This window comes from Shimia sp. MMG029, from assembly GCF_027947445.1.
Classification (GTDB): domain Bacteria; phylum Pseudomonadota; class Alphaproteobacteria; order Rhodobacterales; family Rhodobacteraceae; genus Shimia.
Genome location: NZ_JAQJIM010000009.1, coordinates 42,230 through 68,373, shown reverse-complemented (window position 1 = coordinate 68,373; position 26,144 = coordinate 42,230). Strand labels below are relative to the sequence as shown.

At 59.5% G+C, this 26,144-nt stretch carries 14 protein-coding genes; 11 read left to right on the top strand and 3 right to left on the bottom strand.

Translation table 11 applies throughout. The features are described 5' to 3' along the window. Positions 1-20: 20 nt before the first annotated feature. Positions 21-1,100, bottom strand: a complete 1,080-nt coding sequence (locus PJL69_RS17800; RefSeq protein WP_271310871.1) for a glycosyltransferase family 2 protein — start codon at positions 1,098-1,100, stop codon at positions 21-23. Between the two features lie 257 nt (positions 1,101-1,357). Here PJL69_RS17800 and PJL69_RS17795 point away from each other — a divergent pair, with 257 nt between their 5' ends. Continuing rightward, positions 1,358-3,019 (top strand): ABC transporter substrate-binding protein, encoded by a 1,662-nt coding sequence (locus tag PJL69_RS17795; protein ID WP_271310870.1) that lies wholly within the window; start codon positions 1,358-1,360, stop codon positions 3,017-3,019. 18 nt (positions 3,020-3,037) lie between these two features. Here the strand turns inward: PJL69_RS17795 and PJL69_RS17790 are convergent, their stop codons facing one another. Continuing rightward, complete coding sequence (locus tag PJL69_RS17790; protein WP_271310869.1) at positions 3,038-4,201, bottom strand: zinc ABC transporter substrate-binding protein; 1,164 nt, start codon at positions 4,199-4,201, stop codon at positions 3,038-3,040. Positions 4,202-4,293: 92 nt separating this feature from the next. Between PJL69_RS17790 and PJL69_RS17785 the strand changes: the two genes are divergently transcribed. Genes PJL69_RS17785 through PJL69_RS17775 form a run of 3 tightly spaced genes read left to right on the top strand, consistent with a single transcriptional unit; the run spans position 4,294 to position 6,336 of the window. Further along, a complete protein-coding gene (locus tag PJL69_RS17785; RefSeq protein WP_209098134.1) occupies positions 4,294-4,779 on the top strand; it encodes a transcriptional repressor in 486 nt (161 codons plus the stop codon). After that, positions 4,776-5,534, top strand: coding sequence for a metal ABC transporter ATP-binding protein (locus PJL69_RS17780; RefSeq protein WP_271310868.1), 759 nt, complete (start codon positions 4,776-4,778; stop codon positions 5,532-5,534). Before PJL69_RS17785 ends, PJL69_RS17780 begins: the two co-directional genes overlap by 4 nt. 1 nt (position 5,535) lies before the next feature. Next, positions 5,536-6,336 carry a metal ABC transporter permease gene (locus PJL69_RS17775; RefSeq protein WP_271310938.1) on the top strand — a complete coding sequence of 267 codons (801 nt, stop codon included), beginning with the start codon at positions 5,536-5,538 and terminating at the stop codon, positions 6,334-6,336. Between the two features lie 98 nt (positions 6,337-6,434). Here PJL69_RS17775 and PJL69_RS17770 read toward each other — a convergent pair whose 3' ends face one another. Further along, positions 6,435-7,676, bottom strand: coding sequence for a serine hydrolase domain-containing protein (locus PJL69_RS17770; protein ID WP_441347509.1), 1,242 nt, complete (start codon positions 7,674-7,676; stop codon positions 6,435-6,437). Between the two features lie 223 nt (positions 7,677-7,899). Between PJL69_RS17770 and PJL69_RS17765 the strand changes: the two genes are divergently transcribed. The 7 genes from PJL69_RS17765 (at position 7,900) to PJL69_RS17735 (ending at position 26,075) form a co-directional block, all read left to right on the top strand. Further along, a complete protein-coding gene (locus PJL69_RS17765) occupies positions 7,900-10,869 on the top strand; it encodes a calcium-binding protein (RefSeq protein WP_271310867.1) in 2,970 nt (989 codons plus the stop codon). A 105-nt stretch (positions 10,870-10,974) separates the two neighbouring features. Continuing rightward, positions 10,975-11,799: a glycosyltransferase gene (locus PJL69_RS17760; RefSeq protein ID WP_333781889.1), complete on the top strand. Its 825-nt coding sequence runs from the start codon at positions 10,975-10,977 to the stop codon at positions 11,797-11,799. Beyond that, complete coding sequence (locus PJL69_RS17755; protein ID WP_271310866.1) at positions 11,796-13,163, top strand: oligosaccharide flippase family protein; 1,368 nt, start codon at positions 11,796-11,798, stop codon at positions 13,161-13,163. Before PJL69_RS17760 ends, PJL69_RS17755 begins: the two co-directional genes overlap by 4 nt. Before the next feature lie 99 nt (positions 13,164-13,262). Next, positions 13,263-19,703: a type I polyketide synthase gene (locus PJL69_RS17750; RefSeq protein ID WP_271310935.1), complete on the top strand. Its 6,441-nt coding sequence runs from the start codon at positions 13,263-13,265 to the stop codon at positions 19,701-19,703. Beyond that, the gene (locus PJL69_RS17745) at positions 19,700-20,701 is read left to right on the top strand and encodes a glycosyltransferase (RefSeq protein WP_271310865.1); all 1,002 of its coding nucleotides are present in this window, start codon (positions 19,700-19,702) and stop codon (positions 20,699-20,701) included. The genes PJL69_RS17750 and PJL69_RS17745 overlap by 4 nt, the downstream gene beginning before the upstream one ends. Continuing rightward, complete coding sequence (locus tag PJL69_RS17740; protein WP_271310864.1) at positions 20,698-25,344, top strand: MupA/Atu3671 family FMN-dependent luciferase-like monooxygenase; 4,647 nt, start codon at positions 20,698-20,700, stop codon at positions 25,342-25,344. The genes PJL69_RS17745 and PJL69_RS17740 overlap by 4 nt, the downstream gene beginning before the upstream one ends. Next, positions 25,344-26,075, top strand: coding sequence for a 4'-phosphopantetheinyl transferase family protein (locus PJL69_RS17735; protein ID WP_271310863.1), 732 nt, complete (start codon positions 25,344-25,346; stop codon positions 26,073-26,075). The genes PJL69_RS17740 and PJL69_RS17735 overlap by 1 nt, the downstream gene beginning before the upstream one ends. Positions 26,076-26,144: the final 69 nt, after the last annotated feature.

The following is a 26,144-nucleotide window of genomic DNA, read 5'->3' as shown; positions in this document are numbered from 1 at the left end:
GTCCTGACTGCAAGTTACCCTCAGGACATTTTATTGTTTGCACGTTGATACCACCTTACCAACTGCCGCTGCAAATGCTGGGGTGGCACCTGACTGCTGCCTGCAGTCAGAATTTGAGACATAAGCTCTTGCCCCTCTGGTCGCGTCACAAGCGTCACAAACCGTTCTTGGTGCCAGGTCACAGCTGCCTTGTGGAGATCCGCGATCCCAGAAATCGACAACAATTCCCCCAGCACCTCTTCGGTGGCTGGGCGCATCTTCGCAATGGAGCGGCAGTCTTCGGAATTGAAGTTTCGTTCGACCCAATAGGCCAGATCAACCTTCTTGCCTGTCCGATTGGGCAGACCGCGTTCGTTTTTCACGACAAACGATGCTGCTGAACGCACGGCGTAATGATTGAGTTCGACCAAGTTACGCGCCACACCAAGCCCATAGAGAGACAGCCTTGCTGGGTTTTCTGCCAAATACGGATGCGCAGGGTAACCAGAGCCATCACAGATATTGGGCAAACCCGCCTTCTCCGAGGCCTTTTGTTTTGGTCGATGCACCCCAAGCTGATTAAATGGACCCGAGGTACGGAACAGCATTTTGAACAGGCTTGCCGCAACGGGATATTGCGCATCAGCCGCGATCGCCCGCGTGAACTGCTCTGTGACCGGACGGTCCTCAATCAACACCTGATCACTGTTCCCAAACAACCGCCAAGGCAGGACAATCGCGTCAGTTTCGTCAGGCAACTCGGCAAGCAGATCAGGGATCCGATGACCGGGCACATGAATATTTAGAAACTCGTCTATATCGGAGACCAAAATCCAATCAGCTTTTTTACGAAGCGAATGCTTCCAGGCTTGGCGCAGCGCCTGCCACTGGATGCTTTTGCCTGACGTGGGCGCGTGCGGCACATGGGTGAGAACACCAGCACTGTCTAGCGTGGCCAGCATCTCGTGTGTGCCATCATCGCAATCATTGGAGAAAATCAGAAAATCCGTGACGCCCGCAGCTTTGTGGTGTGCGATCCACTCCAACAGATATGGCGCCTCATTTCGCACGGAAGTGACGCTGAGAATGCGCATTCGCGCCATGTCGCGGGCAAGTTTCATAGGGTCTGCATATCACAGGGAAAGGGCGTGCAAAGCCTCTGCGACAAAATCCTCAAAGGTTGCATCACACATGAGACTTCGCAGGTACACATACGCCGTAGAGTATGTGCCGAAAAAACTGCGGGCTACTGCAAAAAGAAATGCGCCCTCAGCCCGAATTATGAACCGCGAAGCTTTGACATTTGAGCCATGAAGGCCAAACATTCCGACAAACAGAATTATTCGCACATACGCTAGCCACCCCCAAAGGGACGCCAATGCTTTTTCTGAGCCGCACAGGAACCCCACTGCCACAAAGCCTGATTGACCAGGCGCAAATCGCTGGACGCGATCAGGTTTCGCGACGAGAATTTCTGACCCTCGCAAGTTCGTTTGGCGCCAGCGCCTCCACGGCCTATGCGATGCTTGGACAAACCCGCCCCGCTATGGCACAGGCCGTTGCCTCCAGCGGCGGTGTTGTGCGCATTCAGCAAGACGTGCGCGCCCTCAAGGATCCAAGACTATTTGATTGGCCACAAATTGCGAACTTCACACGAGGTTGGCTGGAGTATCTTGTCACCTATGAGACCGATGGCACATTTCGCCCTGCCCTTTTGGAAAGCTGGGAGATTTCAGAAGATGCGCGCACCTATACACTAAACGTGCGCAAAGGCGTGCGCTGGAACAATGACGCGGCGTTCACGGCAGAAGACGTGGCGCGCAATATTATGCGGTGGTGCGAACGCAATGTTGCTGGCAACTCCATGGCGGGGCGCTTTTCCACATTGATCGATCCTAGCACCAACTCCGCTTTGGCGGGCGCCATCGAGCTTTTGGATCAGCACACTGTGCGGCTCAATCTTCCCAAACCCGACATCACGCTGATTCCAAGCATGACAGATTACCCGGCGGCGATAGTGCCGGCCGATTTTGATGCTGAGACCATGCTGGAAAACCCTATAGGATCCGGACCTTATCTGCCTGCAAGCCTGGAGGTTGGCGTACGTGGCGTATTGAAGCGCAATATGGATCATACATGGTGGAACGCTGGCAACGGCGCATGGGTTGATCAGATCGACTTCATTGATTTGGGAACAAACCCCGCAGTGTGGGCTCGCGCAGCAAGAGCTGGCGAAATTGACATGACCTACTCCGTTGAAGGCGAATATGCAGATTTGATTGGCGGGACCGAAAACTGGATCAAAAACGACGTGATCTCAATGGCAACGGTGGTCGTGCGCCCGCGCCAAACTGCAGAAGTGGGCGGCCAGACCCCCTATGCAGACCCACGTGTGCGGCGTGCGATTGCCATGGCGGTGGACAATGAGATTGTGCTCGAACTGGGCAATGACGGACACGGCATGCCCGCGGAAAATCACCATATCGGCCCCGCGCATCCAGAATACACCAATATAGGGCAGCCCGCGTATGATCCACGTGCAGCCTTCGCGTTGCTAAAAGACGCGGGCATGGACGGGTTTGAAATGGAGGTCCATACCATTGACGATCTCTGGCGCAAGAATACCACCGATGCGGTGGTTGCCCAATTGCGCGACGCGGGCTTCAAGGCCAAAACCACGATTGTGCCCAGCCATGTCTATTGGGAAAACTGGGACAGATTTCCCTTCAGCGCGACGGACTGGAACCACCGCCCACTGGGTGTGCAGATCTGGGCATTGGCCTATCGCAGCGGCGAAGCCTGGAATGAGTTTGGATATGCAAACCCCGCATTTGACGCCTTGCTGGATGAGGCCATCGGTACGCTTGACTTAAACAAGCGGCGCGCGCTGGTCGAGCGCGGGGAGCGGATGCTACAGGACGACGCCGTGACCATCCAACCCTATTGGCGCGCTTTGGCAAACCATACCGTTGAAGGGCTGGAAGGCGGGGCGCATCATATTTCCTTTGAAATACGCCCCGCCGAATTGCGCTGGACCTGACGCTATAAAGGCGATTGCTTAGTGGTCGTGACCACCAAGGCAATGCTCAAATTGCTCTGCCATATTGCGGAGCAGAGCGGGATAATCCGCTGTTTCAAGCGTCGCGCCGAGGGGGTCGAGCTCTTCGGAATGCAAATCCAAACCTGAGCTGATCGCTTTCACAACTTTTGCGTTGAACTGTGGCTCAGTGAAGACACAGGTGACGCCTTCTTTGTGCAAGACATCCCGCACCGCATCCAAGCGCGCGGCGCTTGGGGCCGCGCCATCACCCGACAAGATCGCGCCGGACGCTGACAGACCAAAACGCGTTTCAAAATACTGGTAAGCGTCATGGAAGACCACAAAACCGTGGCCTTTCAGCGGGGCCAACTCTGCCGCGATTTCCGTGCTCAACGCTTCCAGTTCGGCCTGACCTGCGGCGGCATTGGCGCGGTACGTTTCGGCGTTTTCAGGATCAAGCGTTGCCAGTTTCTCGGCAATTGCGCCCATCCAGAACTGTGCATTCTGAGGGTCGAGCCACGCATGAGGATCGACACCATCGTGGTCGTGATGATGTTCATCATCATGGCCTGCTTCTGCGTGATCATCGTGATCGTCGTGGCCTTCATGTGCGTCGTGCGCGTCATGATCGGCATGCTTTTCCTCACCATGATCATGATCGTCGTGCCCCGCGTGATCGTCGTCTTTGTGATCCGCGTGATCGTCGTGATCATGTTCGTCTGCATGATCGTCATGATCATCATGACCGTGATCATCATGACCGTCATCCGCATGATCGTCGTGGCCGTGATCGTCGTGATCGCCATCTTCGTTCAACGAGATCTCAAGGAAAGCCCCTTCTTCGCGGAACTCCAGCTCGCGCGTGCCATTCAAATGGAGTAGGGAAAATGCCTCCCCTTCGCTCACAAGGCTGTCGATTGCTTCGTCCATCGCTGGCGAGAGTTCGGCACCGATCCAAACCACCAGATCGGCGTTTTGCAGCGCACGGGCCTCTGACGGGCGTAGGGCGTAGCTGTGGGGAGATTGATTTGCGGGGAGAAGTTGCTCAGGTGTTCCAACACCTTCCATGACCTTGGCGACCAGAGCTTGGACTGGTAGGATATCGGTGACAACGCGAGGCGCTTCTGCCCGCAGAGGCGCAGCGAGTAAGGTCGCCGCGAAGACCATAGGAATGAATCGCATGTCAGCGCTCCTTTTGTTGTTACGGGGCTGGCTGTATTTGAAACGTTATACTATATCAAGTGACAAATCGTCTGAAACCATCAGGAGACACCATGCAAACCGTGGGATTTCAAAGCCATGACCATACGGCCTGTGTGGGAAGTGGATTGCGCGCAGCGGAAGAAACCTGTGCAGCCAAAGGCCTGCGACTGACCAAAGGGCGTCGGCGCGTGCTGGAAATTCTACTGCAAGAACACCGTGCGATGGGGGCCTATGACATTCTGGGCATCCTCTCAGATGAGGGCTACGCCTCACAGCCTCCAGTTGTATATCGTGCGCTCGATTTTCTGGTCCTTAATGGCTTTGTCCATAAGGTACAGAAACTCAACGCCTACGTGGCTTGCGCCCATCCCGGTGACACACACACGCCAATTTTCTTGATCTGCCGAGGATGCAACACAGTTGGGGAAACCGCTGCGTCTTTGAAATCCACCTTGGGCGCAGCCGCGAAATCAATGGGCTTTGTCGTCGAAAGCACGGTGGTTGAGGCCGAGGGCCTTTGCCCGGACTGCGCACCAATGGCGGATGCGCCCGCATGAGACTGGTGACCGTCAACAAAATGTCGGTGAAACGCGGCTCGCATCAGGCGCTCAGCAACGTGGATCTAACGATAGACAAAGGCGAGATTGTCACCATCGTGGGGCCAAACGGCAGCGGCAAATCGACACTTTTGCGTTGTATTATCGGCGCGCTGAAACCAGATCACGGCACCATTTTAAGGGCAGCCGGCATGCGCATCGGCTATGTGCCACAGCGCCTCGCAATTGATGCAACGATGCCTTTGACAGCAGCCCGCTTTTTGTCGCTGCCCGTCAAGCGCGGCAAAGCACAGGTACAAGAAGCGCTCGCGCAAGTCGGCGCACAAGGCCTGGAACACCGGCCCATGGCGGGCCTCTCAGGCGGACAATTTCAGCGGGTGCTTTTGGCGCGTGCGCTGATGGACGCGCCAGATCTGCTGATTTTGGACGAACCCACAACGGGGCTGGATCAGCCCGGATCGGCCGACCTCTACACACAAATTGAACAGGTCCGTCAGGACACAGGGGCAGCCATTTTGATGGTCAGCCACGAGCTGCATGTTGTGATGAGCGCCTCTGATCGGGTTGTGTGCCTGAATGGGCATGTTTGCTGCCACGGCACACCGGAAATTGTCGCCTCGGCTCCCGAATATCGTGCATTGTTTGGCACGGGTACGCATGGCGCGCTGGCACTCTATCGACACGAGCATGATCACCACCACGATCATCACGACAATTGCGACGACCACGCGCATCACGATCACGGAACCTCCTGATATGTTTGACGACTTTCTTGTTCGCGCGCTTTTCGCAGGCGTTGGCGTCGCCCTTGCTGCGGCGCCTTTAGGCTGTTTTGTGGTCTGGCGTCGGATGGCCTATTTCGGGGACGCCACGGCCCATGCGGCGATCCTTGGGGTCGCGCTGTCTTTGGCGCTTGGCGTGTCGATTTTTGCTGGGGCCATGGCGATTGCGCTCGCGATGGCGCTAACCGTTTCAAATCTTTCAGAAAAAGGATTTGGCGTGGACACGCTGCTGGGGGTTCTAGCCCATTCGGCGCTTGCGTTTGGACTGGTGGCGGTGTCCTTCTTGCAAGGGGTGCGGTTGGACCTCATGTCTTATCTGTTTGGTGACATTCTGGCGGTCAGCAAGACGGATCTGATTGTGATTTGGGCGGGTGCTGCGCTGGTTGTGGGCATCATGGCCTGGCGCTGGCAAGCGCTGCTGACGGCCACGCTCAACCGGGATCTGGCCTATGCCAGCGGGCTGAATCCCCATATAGAACAACAGCTTATGACCTTTGCGCTGGCCATTGTTGTGGCGGTGGCGATCAAGGTGGTTGGGGCGCTTTTGATTGTGGCGATGCTGATCATTCCAGCGGCAGGGGCGCGGGCTGTGGCGCGGTCTCCGGAAGCGATGGCCTTTGGGGCGGCAGCGATTGGTGCAGCGGCGGCTGTGGGCGGATTGGGCCTGTCTTATCAAATGGATACGCCGGCTGGACCGTCAGTGGTCTGCGTGGCAGCGGTGCTGTTTCTGGTGATGACCATCACAGGGCGCGTGCTGCGCCCAGCGCAAAATTAACCATTTGCAGAGACGTCGGTATTGCGTCGGTATCCCAACGGTATTGCGTAGGTGGAATTTCGGCCCACCAAAACGCGTTAACATTTGTGGCAGCCCTTCTACAGGAGCGCTGCCTGCACCAGTGCTTTGAGCTGCGCGCGCGTTGGATAGGAGCTTGATGGAGACAGCTGCGTGAAGAAGACCACGGATAGGGCTTCTTTTGGGTCGACCCAGAAGAAGGTTGAGGCCATGCCCCCCCAGCTGAAATCGCCGACGCTGCCCGGGCAACGTGCACGCGCGGGATCCAGCACGACAGCACCACCGAGCCCAAAGCCCATGCCATCCATCGGCTGCTCGGCAAAACTCTGAGGCCCCATGGAGGCGATGTCTCCGGGCAGGTGATTGGCCATCATGAAATCCACGGTGCGTGGCGCGAGCAGACGCGCCTCGCCCAGCGCGCCACCCCGCCGCAGCATTTCGGCAAATCGCAAGTAGTCATCCATGGTGCCCACAAGCCCGCCACCACCGGAGAACGTCTCCGCCTTCAGGAAAGGCGAGCTCTCAGCGCTGTCGACCTCGCGCAGAGTATCCGCACCAGCCTTGGCTGCGTTGAGCGCCATCGCGTCCCCTTCCAGCGGGGTGTAAAGATCGGCAAAGCGCGACTGTGTGCCAGGCGCCACGGAAAACCCTGTTTCGGTCATGCCAAGCGGATCAAGGATCTCTGTGCGCAGAAACGCTTCGAGAGACTTGCCCGAAACCACTTCGATCACCCGGCCCAGAATGTCGATGCCCACAGAGTATTCCCACCGCTGCCCCGGCACAAAGGCAAGCGGCAGCGCGGCAACTTTGTTGACGACGCCTTCAAGAGGACCCTGATTGGGTTTGAAAATCAGATCGTCGGCCTCCATCGCCTGCGCCAGTAGGCCCGGATTGAACGGATAGGTGAGACCGCTGGTGTGGGTTGCCAGTTGATGCAAGGTCGGGCTGGCGCAGGGCGTCACCTGATCCATTGACGTCGCGCCAGCAATCAATGCGTGGCTGTCTGCAAAGCCTGGGATGAACTCAGACACCGGGGCATCCAGATGCACCAGCCCCCGTTCAACCAGCATCATGAGGGCAACCGTGGTGATCGGTTTGGTCATGGAGTAAATACGGGCAACGGTGTCACGTTCAAACGGCAGGTTGCGCGACAGACTGCGCTGTCCGGTGCTGTGATCGAACACCACATCCCCCTCGCGCGCAATCAGAAGGCCACAGCCCGCATATTTGCGATCTGTCACCAACTGATCCATCCAGCCAGACAGGACCGCAAGTCGCTGTGGCGCAAAGCCACGGGTTTCCGGACGCGCATTGCCGATCATTGTGCTCCTCCCAAGTCCATCGCACATGCCCAAACACTGCCCGCAGCCCTCTGGGCGGGCAAGGTGGTAAGACTACGTAGTTTTTGAACAAAACCACGCAATGGCACGATCTATTAAAGCTCATCGGCTTTGATGCTGTGTGGGAATCACAGCATAGTGATTGTGTAGATGTGACTTCGGACAGGAATTCGGGCGGCAAGAAGCTGCGGGTCAGGGAGAAACCATGATCGATACGATATTGTGGATCAGACGCGGTCTGGCGTTGGTCGCCATGATGTGCGCTGCGCAGGGTGCGCTGGCACAGACAGACGCCAACACCGACAAAACTGACGACCAGCGCATATATGTTTATGGCAACAGTCTGGTTCATCATCTCACGGACAGCGACGAGACCACAGTGCCACACTGGATGGCTGTTTTGGCTGAAGCGGCCGGAACCGAGCTGCGCCTTGATGGGCAATGGGGGTTTTTGCGCGATTTTGCCGAAAGCGGCCGACCCTCTGCCAACTGGCGCCTGCAAGACGTTGAACGGGCCTGGACCCGTGCCTATCGCAATTTTGGCGATGTTGGCTGGGACACGGTGCTGATCACCCCCGCCAATTTCATTCAATACCGCGCCCCAGAGCTGCCTTATGAAGACAGCAACCCCTCCAATGCGTCGCCGCTCTCTGCCACTTTGGCGGTCATCGACAATATTGAAGGACGCCTGCAAGACGCTGCCCCTGTGCGCTACGCGATTTATGAGGGCTGGGCGTATATGGGCAATCAGATCGACAGTTTTCCGCCGGATGCGGAACAGATGGTCAGATATCTGCGCCACAACACGGGCGCGTATCGCGACTGGTTTGACACCTATATGGCCCAACTGCGCGCGGCCCGGCCGGAGGTGCAAATTGACCTTGTTCCCGTGGCGACAGTGCTCACTCAGCTTTTGGATGGCGGCGTTCTGGAAGGGATCCCTTCTGATGTGCTTTTCACCGACGATGCCCCCCATGGCACGGCCACCCTCTATCTGCTCGCCGGGGCGATCACATATGTAACTTTGTTTGAAGCAGAGCTGCCTTTGGCCGTTGCGCTGCCTGCCACCATCGATCCAGATGTGCGCACCTATTGGGAAGCCGTGCGCGATGAAATTCACCGGCTGGTGCTGCGCCCGATTGAGGCAGAAAAGAAACGCATCCAACTGGCGCAGAGCGGGCTGTCAGCGGCGCAAGACAGCGCCGCCTCACTGGCTGGCCTGGGACTGGCAAACCCAGCGCTATCCATGGGGCTGAGCGAAGTCAAAGACTGGTCAACCCAGCACCCATTTCTCAATCGCATGAAGACAGCGCGCCCCTGGGTGGGCCACGTCGATGGCCGCTGGGGCGCATTGAACTTCGAAGATTTGCAGGATCTTGGGCTTGTGGATGACCAAGGTTGGATCTGGGGGTTGCCTGAGGACATTGAAGCCATTGAAACGGTACTGTTCACGGATCAGCCGGAGGAGTCCACAGGACTGGCCGGACGCTACCGCGTGACCTGGACAGGTCAGGGGGCAATCGAGGTGACGGGCCGCGCACGTGTGGTGCGCGAAGAGGCCAATACCATCTGGTTTGACTACACCCCTGGCGAGGGGTTGGTTGGGCTCAGGATCAGCAATCCTGACCCAGATCTTTCAGGGGACTACATCCGCGACATTGAAGTGCTGGCGATGGTCCATATCCCCTTGGCCCGGGCGGGTATGATTTTCAACCCGGACTGGTTGAATGTTGTGGATGACCTGCGGCAGGTCCGGTTTATGGATTGGATGCAGACCAATGCCTCCACGCAATCCGCCTGGGCTGCGCGGCCCGCGACACAGGATTTTACCTATTCCTGGCGTGGCGTCCCGGTTGAGGTGATGGTGGCGTTGGCCAATCAAATCGGCGCTGATCCGTGGTTTAACATGCCGCATCTCGCTGAGCCGGACTATATCACACGCTTTGCCACCTATGTGCGCGACCACCTTGATCCTGAGCTTGTGGCCCATGTGGAATATTCCAACGAGCTTTGGAACTGGGGGTTTGAACAGGCGCAATGGGTGTTGCGCGAAGGTGAGGCCCGCTGGGGCAACGGCAGCAATGTGCAGATGCAGTTTGCCGGAATGAAAGCCGCGGAAATGGCGCAGATCTGGGGGGATGTTTACGGCGATGACGCGGACACACGCCTGCGTCGTGTGATCGCTGTGCACACAGGCTGGCCCGGATATGAGGACGATTTGCTCAAGGCGCCGCTGTGGCAGGCAGAAGGCCATCCAGCGCCGGTCGATCTGTTTGAGGCCTACGCTGTCACAGGCTATTTCGGTGTCTCGCTGGGGGTTGAAGACGGCGCGGAAATGGTGCGTGGCTGGCTCCAAGAGGCACGCGCCACCGCTGAGGCAGCGGGCGCGGCGGAGGGGCTGCAACGGGCGGCGTTGCGCAGTTTTGTGCAGGCGCGCCGCCATGATGGGGTGTTTGCAAAAGCCGCTGAGGCGCTGCGCACCGGCGATCTGCGGCAGATGACCGAGGAGTATCTGCCCTATCACGCTGAACGCGCCCGTGCGGAGGGCCTGGATCTCCTGATGTATGAAGGCGGCAGCCATGTGGTGGGCGTAGGCGAAGAGGCCAACGATGATGCGCTTACGGATATGTTCACCGCGTTCAGCACCAGCGACGAACTGGCAGAAGTATACAGTGAAATGCTTGCCGCGTGGCGTGCTTTGGGCGGACAGGGGTTCAATGGCTATAGCGATGTTGGGCGCCCCAGCAAATGGGGCAGCTGGGGGCATCTGCGCCATCTGTGGGACAAGAGCCCACGGCACGAGACGCTGACCGCCTATAATCTGGAGGGCGCGCATTGGACGGAGGCGCGCACGAAAGATGCGTTTTTGCATGGTGGTATCTATCTGGGCAGCGACGGGCGCGACCGGCTGGAGGGCACGGGCAAGCGTGATGTGCTGCTGGGCGGAGATGGCAATGATATTCTGGTGGCCCGAGGCAGAGGGGATCTATTGCACGGTGGGGGCGGGCTGGACCGGGTGCTACTGCCCGGCACGCGCGCCGACTATCGCTGGACACAAGAGGGCGACCGCGTGCGTGTCACGGCAGAAGGCCGCGACTATCTGCTGACGGAAATTGAGGCGGTGGCCTTTGAAGATGCCCCTGCGCTGGTGTTGCCACTGTCAGGTTTGCTGTGAAGGGCATTTGAGACACAGGACTGATATTGCAGGCAAATCCCCCTGCACGGATGGGCGCGGCTCTGTTAGGGTCGCCGCCAGCGACTTACAGAGGGCATCCCGGCGGTGTTGAGCATCCTCATTCCAGCAAGCAATGAAGCCGCCCACATCGGTGCGTGCCTTGACGCCGTGCTGCGGTCTGAAGGTCTGGCACATGCGCAGATCGTTGTCGCCGCAAATGGATGCGATGACGAGACCCCTGCAATCGCAAAACGCCACGCCGCAGTCGCTGCGCAAAAGGGCTGGGAACTGACTGTTCTGGAGTTGCCCGCGATTGGCAAGATCGGCGCGCTGAATGCAGCGGATGCGGCCGCCAAATTCGAAACCCGCGCCTATCTAGACGCGGATGTCCTGGTCGATCCGGCGCTGTTTTCCCAACTCACGCAGGCTTTGGCCACGCCAGACCCACGCTATGCGAGCGGCAGGTTGCGGCTCAGCCCGGCGACAAGCTGGTCAACACGTGCCTATGCGCGCACCTATGCGAAGGTGCCGTTTGTCACCGACGGGGTGCCCGGCGCAGGGCTGTTTGCCGTGAACGCGGCAGGGCGTGCGCGTTGGGGCGCATTTCCAGACATTATTTCAGATGACACCTTTGTGCGGCTGTCATTTGCGCCGGAAGAGCGCATAGGTGTATGCGCTGGCTATGATTGGCCATTGGTGGAGGGTTTCTGCGCCCTTGTGAGGGTGCGGCGGCGGCAGAATGCCGGGGTCGATGAGGTCTTTGCGCGGTTTCCTGCCCTTGCCAATAATGATCAAAAACGGCCTGTGGGCGTACGTCAGATGCTGGAGATGGCGCTGCGCGATCCAATTGGGTTCGGCGTTTATGCAGCGGTGGCGGTGGCGGTAAAACTCTACCCCCAATCAACACAGACCTGGGAGCGCGGCCGATGAGCCGCCTGCAGCAGATCACCCAAGGTCAATCGCTTGGTGCGCGGGCGTTGCGCAGCGGCGGGCTGACCATTTTGGGATATGGGGGGAGTCAGGCGCTGAGACTGGCCTCCAATCTGATCCTGACCCGGCTGCTCTTCCCGGAAGCCTTTGGCCTGATGAGCCTTGTCTGGGTGTTTATGCAGGGGCTGAACAATCTCAGCGATATGGGTGTCAGCCAGTCGATCCTGCAATCCAAACGCGGTGAAGACCCGGCGTTTTTGAACACGGCCTGGACCCTGCAAGTGCTGCGCGGCGTGATCTTGATGGGGCTGACATGGGCGCTGGCTGCGCCTGTTGCTGCGTTTTATGAGGCCCCGGAACTGGCGCAAATCCTGCCTGTTGTTGGGGTCACACTGCTGATTTCCGGGGTTTTCCCGACAAAGAAAGACAGCGCAAACCGCCGTCTCACATTCGGCCGCATCACACTGATTGATTTGAGCGCGCAACTGATCGGATTGATCGCAGGTGTATTGGTTGCTTGGCAGACAGGATCTGTCTGGGCCTTGGTGACAAGCGCGATGGTGTCGCAGCTGTTGCAGCTGTTTTGCTATCAGATCTTTTTGCCCGGAGCACGCAATGCCCTGCGATGGGAGCGCCCGGCGGCGCGCGAGTTGATCCATTTTGGCAAGTGGATTTTTTTCTCAACCGCTGCGGGGTTTCTGCTGAGTCAGGGTGACAAAATCGTGCTTGGAAAGTTTCTGAGCCTTGGGGCGCTTGGCATCTATAACATTGGCTACTTCCTCGCCTCTTTCCCGTGGTTGCTGGGCGGCATGGTTGCAGGGCGGTTGTTGATCCCCATTTATCGCGAGAAGCCCCCCGCTGCGAGCGCTGAGAACCGCGCACATCTGCATAAGATGCGCCTGCTGTTGAGTGCGGGGTTGTTTACACTCTTGACGGGTTTTGCGGTGCTGGGCCCGTGGCTTGTGCAGACCTTGTATGACCCACGCTATGAACTGGCTGGCGGTGTCGTTGTGCTTTTGGCACTGCTGCAGATCCCGCAAATGATCGCGCTGACCTATGATCAGGCGGCATTGGCGGCGGGCGACAGCAGAGGTTTCTTTGTGCTCACAGCCACCCGCGCAGCGCTGGTGATGACGGGGCTGATCGTGGGGGGTACGGAATTTGGCCTGACTGGCGCCTTGCTGGGGCAAGGGCTTGCGGCTGCCCTCTCCTACCCTGTGGTTGTATGGCTTGCGCGCAAACATGCCGCGTGGGATGCGCGTCACGACGCGCTGTTTTGGGTGGTGGGGCTGTGCGTGGGGGCATTGGTATGGATCTTGCATCAAAAGACGATTTTCGCGCTTTCTGCCCTTAATTTGCCCTGATTTGACCTTTCTGAAGATCAGATAGAATTTTACGCTTAAGCGAAATGAAAGACCCTTTTTACATAAAAAGGCCTCAAAAGACGCGCGGCTTTGGCGCAGGTGACTTTGGCGGGTAAGAGTTTGAGCGACACGCAGGGTAAGACGGCACAACAGACGGATATTGCCATCGTCGGCATGGCAGCGCACTTGCCCGGTGCGACCAGCATTGATGCTTATTGGAAGAACCTGCGGGCGGGCATCCGCTCAATCAAAATGTTCAGCGAAAATGAGCTGTTGGCCAATGGCGAACACCCAGCGCGGATCGCAAAGCCCAATTACGTCCCTGCGGCGGCGACGCTTGACGGGTTTGCAGAGTTTGATGCGGAGTTCTTTGGGCTGTCGCCCAAAGAGGCGGCGATTATGGATCCGCAGCACCGCCAGTTTCTGGAAGTGAGCTGGGAGGCGCTTGAAAACGCAGGCCATGTTCCAGAACGCTTTGATGGGCCGATCGGGGTTTTTGCAGGCTGCGGCATGGGCAGCTATTTTTATTTCAACCTCTGTTCCAACCGCGATCTGGTGGACAAGACCGGAATGTTCCTGCTGCGCCACACCGGCAACGACAAGGATTTTCTGGCCACGCGGCTGAGCCATATTCTGGATCTGAAGGGGCCAAGCCTTGGGGTACAGACCGCCTGTTCCACTTCGCTGGTGGCGGTGCATTATGCGGCGCAGTCGATCCTGAATGGTGAATGCGACATGGCGATTGCCGGAGGGGTCACCATCGAGTTGCCCCAGGGGCGCGGGTATCTATTCAACGAAGGTGAAATCCTGTCCCCTGACGGGGAATGCCATGCCTTTGACCATCGTGCGCAAGGCACGGTTTTTGGCTCGGGTGCGGGGGCGATTGTGTTGCGGCGGCTCAACGATGCGGTGGCGGCTGGCGATCACATCTGGGCGGTGATCAAAGGCTCCGCTGTAAACAATGATGGTGCGGACAAGGCGGGCTATCTTGCGCCCTCTGTGGGGGGGCAAGCGGCGGCGGTGTCCGATGCGCTGGCGGTGGCAGATGTGCCTGCGGACACTGTGGACTATGTGGAGTGCCACGGCACGGGCACCTATCTAGGCGATCCGATTGAGGTGGCCGCATTAACCGAAGCCTACCGGCAAAGCACCGATGAGACGGGATTTTGCCGGATCGGGTCGGTGAAAACCAATATCGGCCATCTGGACACAGCCGCCGGAGCGGCAAGCCTGATCAAGACCGCGCTGGCGCTGCATCACAAAGAAATGCCGCCAAGCCTTGGATTTGAAGCGCCCAATCCAGCGATTGATTTTGACACCAGCCCATTTGCGGTGAACGCCGCCTTGCAAGATTGGACGCCCCGCAATGGGCCCCGGCGCGCGGGTGTGAACAGCCTTGGCGTGGGCGGCACCAACGCGCATGTGCTGGTGGAGGAAGCCCCTGCACGCGCCGCTAGTGTCCCAAGCGACTGGCCGTTTCATCTGATCGCGGTATCCGGGCGCAGCACAAAGGCGCTGGAGGCAAACACCGCCAATCTGGCGGCGCATCTGCGCGCCCACCCTGAGCAGCCATTGGCGGATATCGCCCATACGCTTCTGTATGGTCGGCGCGCGTTTGAAAAGCGCCGGGTTGTGATGGCGGACAGTCATGAAGATGCCGCGGCACTGCTTGAAGCAAATGATCCCCGGCGGGTGTTCACACAAGAGGCCAGTGCTGCGCCGGAGGTGGTGTTCATGTTCCCCGGCGGGGGCGCGCAGTATGTGGGCATGGGGCGTGAACTTTATGAGACGGAGCCGGTTTTTGCCGAGTGGATGGAGCAAGGGTTTGCCCACCTGGCAGGCAAAGGCGGCGCAGAATTGCGTGCCTTGTGGCTGGCGGAAGGGTCTGCAGCTGGTCAAGCTGAGGAACGGCTGAAACGACCCAGCCTGCAGCTGCCACTGATCATGATGGTGGAATATGCGCTGGCGCAGCTTTGGATCAGCTGGGGCGTGAAGCCTGCGGCGTTGATCGGGCATTCCATGGGGGAAAACACCGCGGCCTGTCTGGCGGATGTGATGTCCTTTGAGGACTGTCTTGGGCTGGTGCAGCTGCGGGGCCAGCTGTTTGACCGGGTGCCGGCAGGCGGCATGTTGTCTGTGCCCTTGTCTGTTGCAGAGCTTGCGCCGTTTCTGGGTGACGAGCTGGACATTGCCTCTGTGAATGCCGCGACGCTGACGGTGGTGTCTGGATCTGATGTGGCGCTGGATGTGCTGGCGACAAAACTCGCCATGAAAAAGATCGACACACAACGTGTTCCGATCAACATCGCGGCGCATTCGCGGATGCTGGAGCCGATTTTGGCGGAGTTTGGGGACTACCTGCGTGCGATTGCATTGAAGGCGCCAAGCCTGCCGATCATTTCTAACCGCACCGGGGACGTGTTGACAGCGCAGGAGGCGGTTGACCCGGACTACTGGGTCGCGCATCTGCGCAATACAGTGCTGTTTGCCGATGGAATCACGACACTGTCTGAGAAAACGTCGCGGATCTATCTGGAAGTCGGACCGGGCAAAGCCCTGTCGTCGCTCACCAAAATGCATGGGCAGGTGAAAGCGGACAAGGTGCTGTCGTCGCTGCGCCACCCAGAGGAAGAGATTGCGGATGACGCCTATTTCCTTAACCTCTTGGGCCAGCTCTGGGCCTGTGGTGTAGATGTAGACTTTGATCACTATTGGGGTGACGTGCCACGCCAGAAGGTGGTGCTGCCAACCTATGCGTTTCAGCGCAGCCACTACTTCATTGAGCCGGGCACCGGGCATGTGGATGCCGCCGATGACCCATTGATGCGGCTTGAAGATACGGATGACTGGACATACGCTCCCGTATGGAAGCCGCAACTGGCCGCCTGTGACATTGACGTGGACAGCGAGCTTGAAAGTGCCGAACCGCACAGCTGGCTGATCTTTGTCGATGAGGGCGGCACGGGTGCGGCGCTGGCGGCACGGATGCGCAAAGCCGGGCAAAATGTGGTGACCGTTACAACCGGGGATGCCTTTGCCGAGATCGGGCCAGATGCCTATGTGTTGGCCCCGGAACGTGGCCGCGAGGGCTATGACGCGTTGCTGCAAAACCTGATGGCCAAGGGGCGCGCGCCGGATCGGATTGTGCATCTGTGGCTGCTGACCGAAGATGAGCGTCACCGCCCCGGATCAAGCTTTTTCCACCGCAATCAGGAACAGGGGTTGATGAGCCTATTCTTCCTCGCCCAAGCGGTGAGCGAAGAAAACCTACCCACCCCGCTGCACATCACGGCGGTGAGCAACGGCGCAGTACAGGTGCGCAAAGAGTCCCTGCCCTACCCTGAAAAAGCCACCGCGCTTGGACCGATACAGGTGATGGGGCGCGAATTGCCCGGTGTCAGTGCGAGCCTGCTGGATGTGGAAACACCCAACAGGAAAGCACGCAGCACGCTCACCTCGCGTCTATTGGAAGAGGTGCTGGCACCTCCGCAGGCGCAGATTGCGGCGTGGCGCGGAGAGAAACGCTTTGAACGTGGCTATCGAAAGGTCGCGCTTGATGGTGAGGAAATGCCAGTCTGGCAACAGGGTGGCACCTATCTGATCACCGGGGGATTTGGCGGCATTGGGCTGACGCTGGCGGAGCGGATGATCCGCGAGGCGCAAGCGCATGTGGTGCTGCTGGCGCGCGAGGCTTTGCCGCCGCGCGACGACTGGGCGCAATATCTGAAAACCCATGCCCCGAAGGATCGCATTGCACAAAAGATGCGCGCAGTTGAGCGGCTGGAACGTCTTGGCGGCACGGTGCTGCCGCTTGGGGCGGATGTGTGCAACAGCGCTGAGATGGCCGAGGCGGTGGCAACGGCCAAAGCGGCGTTTGGTGAGATCAACGGCGTGATCCACGCAGCCGGTGTGATTGATGACGGGCCGCTATTGGCCAAAACCTCTGCCAGTATTGAGGATGTACTGGCCCCAAAATTGCATGGCACACAGGTGCTGGAACAGCTGTTTCCCGATGGCAGTCTGGACTGGCTGATGCTGTTTGCGTCATCCTCCACCGCCACAGCGCCAGCGGGGCAAATCGACTATGTTGCAGCCAATGCCTATCTCAATGCCTATGCACAGGCGCGCCAAGGTGCGCAAACGCGGGTGCGGGCCGTCAACTGGGGGCTTTGGGCTGAGGTCGGCATGGCGGCGGAAGCCGTGGCCGCGCGGCAAGGCGGTGGGGCGGAAACGGCGATGGAGGCGATCAACACGCCGCTGTTGACCGGGGCCGGATTCGATGCGCAGGGCCACAGGGTGTTTTCTGCGAGACTGAGCCCACGGGACTGGATTTTGGATGAGCACCGCACGCTTGATGGCGCAGCGGTGATGCCCGGCACAGGCTATATCACACTGGCTTATGAGGCATTGGCAGCGCACGGAGAAACTGCCGCCTTTGCTGTTGAAGATCTGCTGTTCCTGCGGCCCTTGCATGTGGCCGATGATGCAGATTGCGATCTGCGCGTGCGTCTGCAACGCAGCCCAACCGGGTATGCCTTTGCAGTGCAGAGCGCCGTGGAGTTTGACGGTCAGGCTGGCTGGCAAACCCATGCCGAAGCGCAACTTGTACCAATACGACAAATCCCTGAAAAGGCGCTGAACATCGCAGAACTGCGCGGCGATTGCGCGATCAGACAAGACGGCAACGGCACCGCTTTGAATGCGCCGCAGGAGGCGCATATGCGCTTTGGCCCGCGCTGGAAAGTGCTGCGCGACACGGCGCTTGGCGACGCGCAAGGCGTGGCGCACCTGCGACTGGAGAGATCGTTTGAGGCGCATGGCCTGCAACTGCATCCGGGGTTGCTTGATATCGCCACAGGCTGGGCGATGGATCTGATCCCGGAGTATGCGCAGGGCTATCTGTGGGTGCCTGTCGGCTATACCCGTTTGGCGCGGTTTGCGCCGCTGCCTGTGGAAGTGGTGAGCCATGTGCGGCTGAAAAGCGGTGACAGTACGGCAGGGTCTGCCCGGTTTGATGTGACGCTGACGGACACAGCAGGCAAAGTTTGTGTTGAGGTCACCGGACTGGCATTGCGGCAAGTCGAAACCGCCGCTGGATTTGCCAAAGCGCAGCCCCTGCGCAAGAGCGAGGTTGAGTTCGCCGCGCGCCGTGCCGCGCAAGCGCCGCTGTCTGCGGCGGAGGAGCGGCTGGCGCATAACTTGTCACAAGGCATTCCACCCGAGCTTGGCGCGCAGATGTTTGAAGCGGCGCTGAAAGACAAGCGCCCGCAATTGGTTGTCTCCTCTCTCGATCTGGCCGCGCTGATCGCGCAAGCTGATGCGGGTGTGCAGGAGGACGCAGGGCCAACGCAGAGTTTTGAACGACCTGAGCTTGAGAGTGATTTTGTGGCCCCGCGCACGGATGTTGAGCGCACATTGGCGGGGTTCTGGCAGGAGCTTCTGGGCGTTGATCAGGTTGGGGTACAGGACAGCTTCTTTGATCTGGGGGGGCACAGCCTGATTGCGGTGCGCCTGTTTGCCATGGTCAAGAAAGCCTGGGCGATTGATTTCCCGATTTCGGTGCTGTTTGAAGCCCCGACAATTGAAACCTGCGCGGCCATGATTGCAGCGCAGATCGGGGATCAGGCGCTTGCAGAAATAGACGCGGGTGACGGGCAGGAAAGCCTCAAAAAGGCGCCACGCTTTACCCATCTGGTGCCGATGCATCAGGGCGAAGGAGGGGCAAAAACACCATTTTTCCTTGTGGCCGGGATGTTTGGCAATGTGTTGAACCTGCGCCATCTGGCACATCTGATTGGGGCGGATCGTCCGTTTTATGGCCTGCAGGCGCGCGGGCTGTTTGGCGATACGCAGCCCCATGATGATCTGGTCGCGGCAGCAACAGATTACATCGCCGAAATGAAGCAGGTGCAGCCTGAAGGGCCGTATTTGTTGGGTGGCTTCTCTGGTGGGGGCATCACGGCCTATGAAATCGCGCGCCAGCTGGAAGCGATGGGCGATGAGGTGCGTTTGGTCGCGATGCTGGATACGCCACTGCCGGTGCGCCGTGCCTTGAGCCGCGCAGACCGGATGCGCATCCAGTGGCAGGAGCTGCGCAGCAAAGGTGTTATGTACCCGGCGATCTGGGCGAAAAACCGCATCGCCTGGGAGATTGCGAAACGTCAGCCCACAGAGGAAACGCAGCCACAGGGCCAGCAGTTCCATGATGCGGAGATTGAGGCGGCCTTCCTGCGCGCGGTGGCGCAATATCCGATGCAGGGCTGGGGCGGCAATCTGGTCCTGTTCCGCCCGCCGCTGCAGGGCAAATGGGACATGGGCCATGGCCGCCTTGTGGATCAGGACCGCGCCTATGTGTTCCATGACAATGACTGGGGCCAATGGGTGCCTGATGTTGCGGTCTATGAGGTGCCGGGGGATCACGATTCCATGGTGCTGGAGCCGAATGTGCGGGTGCTTGCCACCCGGCTGAAAGCAGTGATTGCGGCGGCGGAAGCTGAGGCATCGCCCGCTGCGCAGATCTTGCGAGAGGCGGCAGAATGAGCGCAGCCCCCAGCCTGTTGACCGTGATCCTGAACTGGCGCACGCCGGAGATGACGCTTAAGGCCGCAGAGGCTGCGGCGCGCGAAATGGCGGGCATCGACGGCCAGATTGTGATTGTCGACAATGACAGCGGTGATGGCTCTTTTGAACAGATGCAGGCGGCGCTGGCGAGCGCTCATTGGGCGCCGGGGCGGGTGGAACTTGTACAATCGGGCCACAATGGCGGCTTTGGCGCGGGCAATAATTTTGGCATAAGGCACGCGCTGACGCAGCGGGCCCATGACTATATCTACATCCTGAACTCTGATGCTTTTCCGGGTGCGGGCAGCATTGCCGCGCTGATTGCGCATCTGGAAGACACGCCGGACTGTGGCTTTGCTGGCTCCTACATTCATGGGGAGGATGGTGCGCCGCATCTCACCGCCTTCCGCTTCCCTTCGATCTGGAGCGAGCTTGAGGGCGCGGCGCGGATTGGCGCGATCGCACGGCTGTTGTCGCGCCATGTGGTGCCGCTGCCATTGCCGCAGGCGACCACGCGGGTGGATTGGCTGGCTGGCGCGTCAGTGATGATGCGGCGGCAGGTGCTGGCGAAGATTGGCCTCTTTGATGAGAGGTTTTTCCTCTATTTTGAAGAGACGGATCTGTGTCTAAGGGCGCGGCGTGCGGGCTGGCATGTGGACTATGTGCGCGCGAGCGAAGTGATGCACATCGGCTCTGTCTCAACAGGTATGAAGAGCTGGCAACGGATGCCGCAGTATTGGTTTGACAGCCGCCAGCACTATTTTCGCAAAAACCACGGCACGGTCTATGCGGTGGCGGCAACGGTGGCGCATGTGGTGGGCGGCCTGCTGTGGAAACTGCGGCGGGCTGTGGGGCGCAAGCCGCGCCGGGATCCTGAGCATTTCCTGCGCGATCTGGTCGTGCACGCGCTGCGCCGGCCAAAAGCCAAAGAGGCTGAGATCCCTGCCCTCCCGACACAACAGGAGGCTGCACAATGAGCCTTGATCGCTTGATGGACCGCACACCGATGCGCGCGGTGATGATTGGCAACGAAAGCCTGCTGGTGCAATGCGCCACGCTGTGGCGGGATATGGGCCACGGTGTGGAAGCTGTGGTGACACGCACGCCAAACATTCGCGAATGGGCAGAGGCAGAAGGGCTGCGGGTGCTGTCCTCAGAGGAAGACTTTGGCGCGGCGCTGGCGGACATGGACTTTGACTGGCTGCTGAGCGTGGCCAATCTCGACATGCTGCCGCAAGCGGTCTTGGATCTGCCCACAAAAGGCGCGGTGAATTTTCATGACGGGCCATTGCCGAAATATGCGGGGTTGAATGCACCGGTCTGGGCGCGCCTCAACCAAGAGCCACGCCACGGCATCACCTGGCACACGATGGAAGCCCGCGCCGATACTGGCAGGATCGTGGCCCAGCGCCTGTTTGATGTGGAGCAGAGCGACACGGCGCTGACGCTGAACACAAAATGCTACACCGCTGCGATCGAGAGCTTTCCAGAGGTGGTGGCTGCCTTGGCGGCGGACCTGCCCGAAGCGGCTGCCCAAGACATGAGGCAGCGCAGCTATTTTGGACGCGCGGATCGGCCAGAGGGCGGCGGGCGTGTGGATTTCACCCAAGATGCAAAGGCGGTTGTGGCGCTGGTGCGGGCGCTTGATCATGGGGATTATTACAACCCGCTTTGGGCGCCAAAGATTGCTGCGAAGGATCGCATCTTACTGATCCAAACAGCAGAGCCTGCAAGCAATCCAACACAGGCGGCTGCCGGAACCGTGCTGTCCTTTGACACGGACACGCTGACCGTGGCCTGCGGACAAGGCGCTGTACGGCTTGGCGGCCTGACGGATCTGGATGGCGGGCCAGTGCGCCTTGCCTCGGTTCTGACAGGTGGCGAAGTGCTGTCGTCGCTGGATCAAGAAGCCCGCGAACTTTGGACGGCTGCGATGGCTCCTGTGGCAAAAGCAGAGCCATTCTGGCGCGCGCAATTGGCGGAGTTTGTGCCCGCTATCCTGCCGGATGTGCGCGAAAGCAGCGCGCCGGCGGCGACACAAAGCCTGCCGCTGAACCTATCTGAGACTCCCTCCAAGAGTGTCCTGACCGCGGTGGCCATTTGGGCGCTGCGGTCAGGGATTTCGGAGGTGTGCGATCTGGCCTATCGCGGCCCTGCATTGTCAGCGACGGCACTGGTCTGCCCATGGGTGCCACTGCGCCTGTCCCCAGAAATGCTGGCCGGTGCGCTGCCAGCGGCAGATGCGCATATGGGAGCCTTGGCGACTGAGGCAGAGAAACGGGGCGGTTTTGCCCGTGATCTGATCGCCCGCGACCCTGCTTTGTCTGTCTTGCGCATGCCGGATGTGGCCGTGCATCGCGGTGAAGGCCCGCTCCTAGGCGCGGCGCTGACAGTGGCGATCACTGAAGACACGGCCAATCTGCATTTTGATACGGAGCGTGTTGATGCGGCACAGGCCGCAAAGATGGCGGCGCGGCTGGAACAGATCGCCACGCAGATTGCCACGGCAGAGAGCCTGCACAAGATCAGTGGCTTGTCGGAAGCAGAGCGCGCCGAGATTCTGACCGACTGGAACGCCACAGAGGCGGAGTTTGACCCAGATGTCACCATGGTTGCGCAGTTCGAAGCGCAGGCTGCCAAAACACCGGACGCGCCCGCGCTGGTGTTTGAGCATGACATTCTGAGCTATGACGCGTTGAATGCGCGCGCCAATCAAGCGGCGCATGTGCTGCGCGAGATGGGCGTGGCACCCGGATCCATGGTCGGGCTGTGCCTGCGCCGCTCTGTCGATATGGTTGTTGCGGCCCTTGGGATCCTGAAGGCGGGCGGGGCCTATGTGCCAATGGACCCAAGCTATCCAACCGACCGGCTGGCGCATTATATTGCCGACAGCGCATGCGGGGTGATTGTCACGCAAGCTGCGCTCACGCCCGAGTTGCCAGAGCATCAGGCGCAGGTGCTTGAGATAGATACAGACGCGCGGCTCGCCTCCGCTGCGCGCGACAATCCTGCGCTGGCCGCGACAGGCGCAGACCTTGCCTATCTGATTTACACGTCTGGCTCCACCGGCACCCCAAAGGGCGTGATGGTAGAGCACGGCAATGTCGCCAATTTCTTTGCCGGGATGGATGCGCGCATTCCTTATGAAGAAGGTGACGCCTGGATGGCTGTCACCTCGCTATCGTTTGATATTTCGGTGCTCGAGCTGTTCTGGACACTCTCCCGCGGCTTCAAACTGGTGCTGTCAGGGGATGACACCACCACCCAGATTTCCAATGGGCATCTGCCCACGGTGCAAGATGGCATGGCATTTTCGCTCTATTATTGGGGCAATGACGATGGTGCGGGCAGCAAGAAATATGACCTTCTGCTGGAAGGCGCCAAGTTTGCCGATGCCCATGGCTTTAGCGCAGTCTGGACGCCCGAGCGGCATTTCCACGCCTTTGGCGGCCCCTATCCCAACCCGTCGGTGACCGGTGCGGCAGTGGCGGCGGTGACCAAACAGATTGGCGTGCGCGCCGGATCCTGCGTGGCGCCCCTGCACCATACGGCCCGGATTGCCGAAGAATGGGCGGTGATCGACAACCTCACCAATGGCCGTGCGGGGCTGGCGATTGCCAGCGGCTGGCAGCCGGATGATTTTGTGCTGCGCCCGGAAAACACCCCGCCCGCCAACAAACCGGCGATGTTTGCGCAGATGGAGGCGCTGCGAAAGCTGTGGCGTGGCGAGGAAGTGGCCTTTCCCAAACAGGACGGAAGCCTGCACCCTGTGGTAACCCAACCACGCCCGGTGTCCAAAGAGCTGCCTTTGTGGGTGACAACGGCGGGCAACCCGGAAACCTGGCAAGAGGCGGGACGCAACGGCTGTCATGTGCTGACCCATCTGTTGGGGCAGAGCGTTGCGGAAGTGGGTGAGAAAATCGCGCTGTATCACGCAGCATTGCGTGAGGCCGGGCATGATCCTGCGGATTTCAATGTCACCTTGATGCTGCACAGTTTTCTGGCGAAGGATCGCGACACAGCGCGAGAAATCGCGCGGGAGCCCATGAAAGATTATCTGCGTTCTGCGGCGGGGCTGATCAAGCAATATGCCTGGGCGTTTCCGGCGTTTAAGCGGCCAAAAGGCGTGGACAATGCGTTTCAGCTGGATCTCGGCAGTCTGAGCGAAGACGAGCTTGAGGGCATTCTGGATTTCGCCTTCCAGCGCTATTTTGAAGACAGCGGGCTGTTTGGCACCGTGGAAGATGCGCTGGCGCGGGTGGCTGAGGTCAAGGCGATCGGCGTGACGGAGATTGCCTGTCTGATTGACTATGGCATTTCGACCGCAACTGTTCTGGAGGGGCTGAAACCTCTGGCCGAGGTGTTGCGGCGTGCCAATGCGGGCTGTGAGCTTGACCCCGAAGATGTGTCTATTGCGGCGCAGATGCTGCGCCATGAAGTGAGCCATCTGCAATGCACCCCGTCGATGGCGCGTCTGATCGCGGACAATGACGAAGCGCGGTTTGCGCTCGCGGGATTGCGGCACATGATGGTGGGGGGCGAGGCGCTTTCTGGTGGGCTGGTGGGCGATCTGCAGGCGGCGACCAAGGCCCGCATACAGAATATGTATGGGCCAACGGAAACGACGATCTGGTCCACCACCGCGCTGGCGGATGCCGAGGACGCGGTGGCCAATGTGGGCACCCCAATTGCCAACACGCAGGTCTATGTGGTGGACACAGCCGGCGCAGCGGTGCCTGTGGGCGTGCCCGGCGAGCTGTGGATTGGCGGTGCGGGCGTGACGCGCGGTTACTGGCGGCGTGAGGCGCTGACAGCAGAAAGATTTATCGACAATCCCTTTGGCGCAGGGCGCGTTTACAAAACCGGGGATCTGGTGCGCTGGCGGGAGGATGGCAAGCTCGACTTCCTTGGCCGTGTGGATCATCAGGTGAAGCTGCGGGGCTACCGGATTGAGCTGGGTGAAATCGAGGCGCGGCTGGAAGAGATTGGTGGCATTGTGCAGGCGGTGGTTATGGCGCGCGAAGACGTGCCGGGCGATGTACGGCTGGTGGCCTATCTGCGCGGGGCCATACCAGCGGAGGCAGAGATCCGTGCGATACTGCGTGAGCGCCTGCCAAGTTTCATGCGGCCGCAGCACTATGTGACGCTTGAGCGGTTCCCGCTGACGCCCAACAAAAAAGTGGACCGCAAGGCGCTGCCGCCGCCCAATGCGCAAGCAGAGAAACCAGCACAGCCGCCCACGACCGCAGCGCCAGTTGCGGTGGCACATAGCGATATCACCAAACTGGTTGCAGATGTCTGGGGCGCGGTTCTGGGTGTCACGGCGATTGAGCTGGGCGACAATTTCTTTGATCTGGGGGGGCACAGTCTTTTGGCGGTGCAGGCCCATCGGGAGATACGCAGCCGCTCTGGGGCGGAACAGCTATCCATCACAGATGTGTTCCGTTTTCCCACATTGGGCGCATTGGCTGGCCGGGTGCAGACATTGCTGGGCCTGGATGACGCAGAGCCATCCACCGGTGCGGCAGAGGCTTCCGAAGAGCTGTCGCTGACCACAAACAGAGCTGAGATCATGCGCAAACGGCGCGAGATGCGGGCGCGAAGGCGGGCGCGGGCCTGATGACACATCACGCGCTATCGCTGAGCGACTTGCAACGTGCAGTTCGATTCATCGCACCTGAAGGGGTGGCGATCGCAATCAGCGATCCAAAAGCTGTCTATGCCGCGCTTTGGCCTGAAGAAGCGGTGGCGATCACCAATGCACGGCCAGCGCGTCAACGAGAATATGCGGCGGGTCGTCATGCGGCGCGCGGCGCCATGCAGGATCTTGGCGTGCGGGTGCAGGCCGTGCCCAGCGGCGCGGATCGTGCGCCGATTTGGCCAGAAGGGCTCTCGGGATCCATCAGCCATGATGCAGATGTCTGTATCGCTGTAATTGGCAAGCGCCATCAGTTCAGCGCAATTGGTGTAGATGTCGAACCAGACGCGCCATTAGAGGACGCGCTGATTTCTGAAGTCTGCACAGCGGCAGAACTGGACCCTTTGTCAGGTTGCACCCGCGCCGAAAAAGCACTTTGGGCAAGGCGGATTTTTTCGGCAAAAGAGGCCGCGTTTAAGGCGCAGTATATGCTGAGTGGTGCGATGTTCGGCTTTGAAAGCCTTGCGATAACATATGACAAGAGCGGCAAAAGATTTACAGCACGCTTTTGCCAACCGACGGCACAGATACCTGCCAATGCCTGTTTGACAGGCGTGCAAATCGTCACCCAACACCAGGTGATATCTTTGGTGACAATCGGGGCGCGTCAGGGCATGGAAAACGCTGATTTCCACCTTTGCGCCACGGGATAACCACAATCGCGATTTAAACAGATCCACGCATGCGCAAAATTGTGTAGCGACTGAGACACCATTGGGGAT